The organism is Corynebacterium sp. MSK035 (genome assembly GCF_030232615.1).
Taxonomy (GTDB): domain Bacteria; phylum Actinomycetota; class Actinomycetes; order Mycobacteriales; family Mycobacteriaceae; genus Corynebacterium; species Corynebacterium jeikeium_D.
On the sequence record NZ_JASPJP010000033.1, the window covers coordinates 1 to 5,453 of the forward strand.

The window sequence follows — 5,453 nt, forward strand, 5'->3', positions numbered from 1 at the left end:
ACCTCGGCATCCAAAAAGGCTGGATCAAATAACCGCAACACGCCCGGAAAAGACACACTTTTCTTTACTTAACCCGTGCTAGAGGTTATGACGCAAGTTTATTGAATTCCAGAGAATTTCTGAACATCCGGCGAGCGAAGGAAACGCCCGGCCATTTCCACAGCTGGCTGAGAAGAATCTCCTTCGATTACAAGGGACGCAATCGCCAATTCCCCTGTCGTTCCAGCGAACCAGCCATTGGAAAGCTTGCCATCAATTTCTGCTGTACCAGTCTTTCCGCCAAGTGCACTAAGATCACTCAACGACCTAGCTGAACCGTGGTCAATTGTTGATTTCATCATCGTCCGGAGGCTTTGAATAGTTGTATCGCTGACATGCTGGTCTGCCTGTTTATTCACTACTGTCTGTTCGCCTTGAATGAGCTGTGGAGGAACAAGCAAGCCGCCGTTAGCGACAGTCGATTGCATGAGCGCAATCCCAAATGGACTAGCTAGAACCTCGCCCTGTCCAATAGAAGCCTCCACACGAGGAGGTCCAGCCGGTGTCCGCGGCACCGAACCAGTAAGTGTGGTCATCCCTGGTACGTCGAAGTCGGAGCCAATTCCGAGTTCTAAAGCAGTCCGTTGCAGATCATCTTCTCCCAAACGATCCGAAATGACCGCTTGGGTTGTGTTACATGATTGGGCGAAAGCTTCTTCCAGTCGAACGCTACCTAGATCGAAGTCATGATCGTTGGGAATCGTGCGTCCAGCGACGGTGATATTGCTAGGACAAGGTAGTTCCTCATCCATGCTGACTGCCCCTGCCTCTAGTGCCGCCGCTGTGGTCACAGTTTTGAACGTCGATCCCGGTGGGAATAGCCCGGTGAGTGCGATTGGCCCTTGGTTATTTGCCTTGTCATTTTGTGCAACGGCAAGGACACCTCCTGTTCTAGGATTGAGCACGACTAGAACTGCGGCACGTTGCTCACTGTCCACTGCTTGTTTTGCTGCGCTTTGCAGTGTGTTATCCAGAGTGGTTGCGATTGGCTGAACTCGGCGAGGCGGCTCAGAGGCTACCGTCGTCATACCTTGTGAACTCTCAGCGCGTATCGACCATCCTGAATTAGCATCGAGCACTGACTCCCAATATTTGTTCAATTCAGCATCCAGCGGAGAGTTAAGAGTTTTGGACACGCTTAAGAGACGCCCCTGCTCCACAGTGGAAATTCCCTCAAAGGTCCTAAGTTGCTCTTGTATCTTCCGGAATTCTTCCTGCCTCAAAGTGAGGAGCACGGTGTCTTCATCCTGAGACTCTCCCAAGGTCTGCTCGATCCACTCCTTAGTCGTTGTGGGAGACACTGGTGCAAAAATCTGGGCCAATTCCTGCGCTCTAGAGGCTATATCTTTGCGACCTCGTACCTGAATAACTTTCGTCCAGGTCATATATTCATTGCCCAAGCGATCTTTAATTGGAAGATCGTACTGTTTATCTTCAGCAAAAAAGAGTGCGGAATCATCGCTCAACTGAGCTTCGAAGATCGAAGGCAACCATTGAGGCTTACCATCCTGTCCACTAAGGACGAGCCGACCATTGCTCTCCAACTCCACACCATCTTTGGACCAAGTCACATGAGTATTCTGCTTTCCATTGGAAATATCAGATTTTTCGATGTTGACCTTCACACCATGAAGTGACTGCCGAAATTCATGAAGGGCGCGCTCCGGGTCTGGATGATCCAGATACCGTGCAGCCTTGCTGTCATCTCCCGCGTTGAAAGCTTTGAGAAATACGTCTGAGTCTGATTCCCACGGTAGAGCTGAACAGCTGCTCAACATCACTGCGGAGAGCGAACAGAGTGCAATCACCGACTGACGGAAACGATTGTGCTTAGTCATCATGGGAGTGACGTTAAGTGAGACGCATTGGATGCCACCAATATCACATAATGCAATTGTCTCATTTCATTCACATATAGGCGATGGTAGAAGTGTGTATTCAAGTGGCAGAAATTCTAACGAAGAGCGTCCACGAGCAGTCTAGCCACTTCGCCAATAGCACCATCGTGAGTACTCATTGCTTGTTCTGGCACCACCTGTTTCAGCATGATGGACACCACAATGGGCTCCTCGCCCTCAACCTGGATAATCGAAGCTTCACCATGGAGAAGTCCTACAGTGCCCGTTTTTCCATAGATATCAACGCCGCTTGGAGGAAAGCCTGAAGGAACACGGTGACGCCACACCTGCAACCCCAAGAGTTCACACATAGATCGACGTACCGCTGCACTATCGTCTTTCCAAACCTGTTCCAAGTCATTAGTTATTTCCGCCAACGAAGAGACTGCAGAAAACGCTATATCTGTACTACTCCCCCCTTGGGATTGAACATATTGACGCAATTGTTTCTCCGCCGTCACTAAGCTATTCCGATCTTGCAAGTCATAATGAGGTGGAAACCGTTTAAGAAATGCTTCTCGAGCCCACGCAGGCAGTAGACGCAAAATCTCGTGGGCGGCCACGTTATCTGACACCGATGCGACTTGTTTCATTAAGTCTCGGAGACTCACGTTCACTGCGTCATCAAAGGCAGCGAACCCATACCCTTCGTAAGTTCCTTTGGACGGTGCAACGTCAACACGAAGACGAGGATCCAGATCACCTCGTTGAATCGCTTCCAAAGTGAGGTGGAGGAGCCGGATTTTATATAAGGATGCCACCGTAATTTTCTCGTCTTGTTTGCGTCCGATAGTCACCCCATCGTGCAGTCGCGATGCACACCACCATCCCTCACACCCCGACCGCGTCAACACGTTTTCCAGGGCCATCTCCATCCGTGCAGTCATTGGTTAATCCTTCGACAAATTCTTTCGGCGACCGCCATGGCCTCGGCGCCATTGTCCATCCCACCTCGGCGAACCACTACATCCACGGAAAAATCGAAACGGGAAGGAAGCTCAATAGCATTGTCAAACTGGTGAAAACCGCGAAATACCAAAGACATCCCCTCCCCTCTTCCAATCAATAAGCCCCTACCTAGAGCATCCTCTGAATCATTAATTTCGCAAGACACACCCGACCGAAATAGCTCTCTCGCCAAACCACTGGCTGCACTTGAATTGTCATTCAGGTTCTCCACCAGCAGATTCAATTGAGACAAGGTCTTATCCAACCTTGAATACCCCGGCGGCACCACTAGATCACGTGACAGAGAAAACTGCCTCGCACTGCGGTGAGTACCCAAGGGAACCGGAGCTTGAACAAGCCCCGCATGAATAGCGCCTTCTTCAACACGGGCAAGAATCTCAACAGAAGGCAGTGACGACAAAACTACTCCATCATGCTGCTGTGCCTTTGCTGCAATACGCGATCCTATCTCGCTTGGAAGCGCACTACTGATGGCCAAACGAAACCCGCTTTGCGCACCACTTCGGATACCGTCAATCATCGAATGCATAGTCTGAAGATCGCGATTAATCACCCGGGCATATGGAAGCAAGGTCAACCCTGCCTCGGTTAGTTTCACTTCCCCCGCCCCTCGGATAAATAGCGGTGTACCTACACCAGCTTCTAAGCGCTTAATGGCATTGGAGACAGGCGGCTGACTCACTCCCAGTCGCGCTGCCGCCGCTGTAAAACTACCGGTCTCCGCTAAAGCCACGAAATACTGCCATTGGCGCAGATTTCCCGTCTGAGCAATCATGGGTCTCAGCATAGTGGAGCACGAGTTCGCACCACTGCAGCGTAAAATGATGTCTTTGGCTTGAGCAACACCGTCGCGGTGGCGTCGATAAACAAAAAGGAAGTGACACACAGCGTGGGCATTGGAAACGGACCGCTCATTGTGCAGTCGGATAAGACCGTGCTGCTGGAAATCGACCACGAACAGGCGCAGGAGGCGCGCACCGCGCTGGCACCGTTCGCGGAGCTGGAGCGCGCGCCGGAGCACGTGCACACCTACCGCATCACCCCGCTGGCGCTGTGGAACGCCCGCGCGGCAGGGCACGACGCGGAGCAGATCATGGACGTGCTGGAAACCTACTCGCGGTTCCCCGCCCCGCAGCCGCTGCTCATCGACATTGCCGACACGATGGATCGCTACGGGCGGCTGAAGCTCATCAAGCACCCAGCGCACGGGCTCGTGCTAGAGACGACGGACAGGGCTGTGCTGACGGAGATCCGGCGTCACAAAAAGATCAAGCCCATGTTGGGCGCAGAGATCGACGAGGACTCGATCGTTGTGCACCCTTCCGAGCGCGGCAGGCTCAAGCAGGAACTGCTGAAGGTCGGCTGGCCCGCAGAGGACCTGGCGGGATACGTCGACGGCGAGGCACACCCCATCGAGCTGTCGCAGGAACACGAAGAATGGCAGCTGCGCGACTACCAGGAGATGGCGGCCGATAGCTTCTGGGAAGGCGGCTCGGGCGTGGTAGTGCTGCCATGTGGTGCGGGCAAGACGATGGTCGGCGCGGCCTCGATGGCCAAGGCAAAGGCCACCACCCTGATCCTGGTGACGAACACCGTCGCGGGCAGGCAGTGGAAGGACGAGCTAGTGCGCCGCACCTCCCTGACGGAGGATGAAATCGGCGAATACTCCGGAGAGAAGAAGGAGATCCGCCCCGTGACCATCGCCACCTACCAAGTGGTCACGCGCAAGTCGAAGGGCGAATACCGGGCGCTGGAGCTGTTCGACTCCCGCGACTGGGGCTTAATCATTTACGACGAGGTTCACCTGCTGCCTGCCCCGGTGTTCCGCATGACCTCCGACCTGCAGTCTCGCCGCCGTCTGGGGCTCACCGCCACCCTGGTGCGCGAGGACGGCCGCGAAGGCGACGTATTCAGCCTGATCGGGCCGAAGCGCTATGACGCCCCATGGAAGGACATCGAGGCCTTCCTGGATCGCATGTCCCCCGGCGGTCTCTCGTCCGTTCCCCAGTCCCTGCGGTATTTGATTGACGACGCCACCAGGGCATTCCAGCAGGGCTCCGCCACCGAACCCCACTCGGCTCGTGTCCCGTCTCGCGTGGATACTCCCCAGCGCAACATCATGGACATCACTGGGGACTCCACCGAGATCGCCTCGGAGATCGACGGCGCCGTGGAGGGTTTTCGCCGCGCCCACGACCAGGCCATCGCCGTGGACCCGGCGGACGGCACGAAGGCCTCGGACACCCGGACCTTCCGCTCGCCGCGGGAGATCATGTCCGAGCTGCGCCGCGCCTATACCGCGGGCACACAGGTGCGCCTGCACTACGTGGACTATGCGGGTGCCACCAGCCATGACTGGATCTCCATCGTGATGATGACCCCCTCCACCATCTCCGCGGTGCTCGAATCCACCGGGGAGAGCCTCACGATCCAACCCCACCGCATCGCTGCGGTGGACGTGCCGTGCTAGAGGGTTAAGTAAAGAAAAGTGTGTCCGCATGCCACCATAACCCCAGACCACACACCACAAATCACCAAAGAATAGCT

The 5,453-nt window shown here is 54.9% G+C and carries 4 protein-coding genes; 1 reads left to right on the plus strand and 3 read right to left on the minus strand.

The window, feature by feature from the left end:
* Positions 1 to 98: 98 nt before the first annotated feature.
* The 3 genes from pbp2m to QP978_RS10655 all read right to left on the minus strand — a co-directional run bounded on the left by pbp2m (position 99) and on the right by QP978_RS10655 (position 3,681).
* Positions 99 to 1,880, minus strand: a complete 1,782-nt coding sequence (pbp2m, locus tag QP978_RS10645) for a penicillin-binding protein PBP2M (protein WP_049172619.1) — start codon at positions 1,878 to 1,880, stop codon at positions 99 to 101.
* A 113-nt stretch (positions 1,881 to 1,993) separates the two neighbouring features.
* Entirely contained in the window at positions 1,994 to 2,824 is an 831-nt protein-coding gene (locus QP978_RS10650; protein ID WP_012360808.1) for a serine hydrolase, read from the minus strand.
* Positions 2,821 to 3,681: a LysR family transcriptional regulator gene (locus QP978_RS10655; RefSeq protein WP_012360809.1), complete on the minus strand. Its 861-nt coding sequence runs from the start codon at positions 3,679 to 3,681 to the stop codon at positions 2,821 to 2,823. Before QP978_RS10655 ends, QP978_RS10650 begins: the two co-directional genes overlap by 4 nt.
* Positions 3,682 to 3,795: 114 nt before the next feature.
* Here QP978_RS10655 and QP978_RS10660 point away from each other — a divergent pair, with 114 nt between their 5' ends.
* Positions 3,796 to 5,376: a helicase-associated domain-containing protein gene (locus QP978_RS10660; RefSeq protein WP_016421371.1), complete on the plus strand. Its 1,581-nt coding sequence runs from the start codon at positions 3,796 to 3,798 to the stop codon at positions 5,374 to 5,376.
* Positions 5,377 to 5,453: the final 77 nt, after the last annotated feature.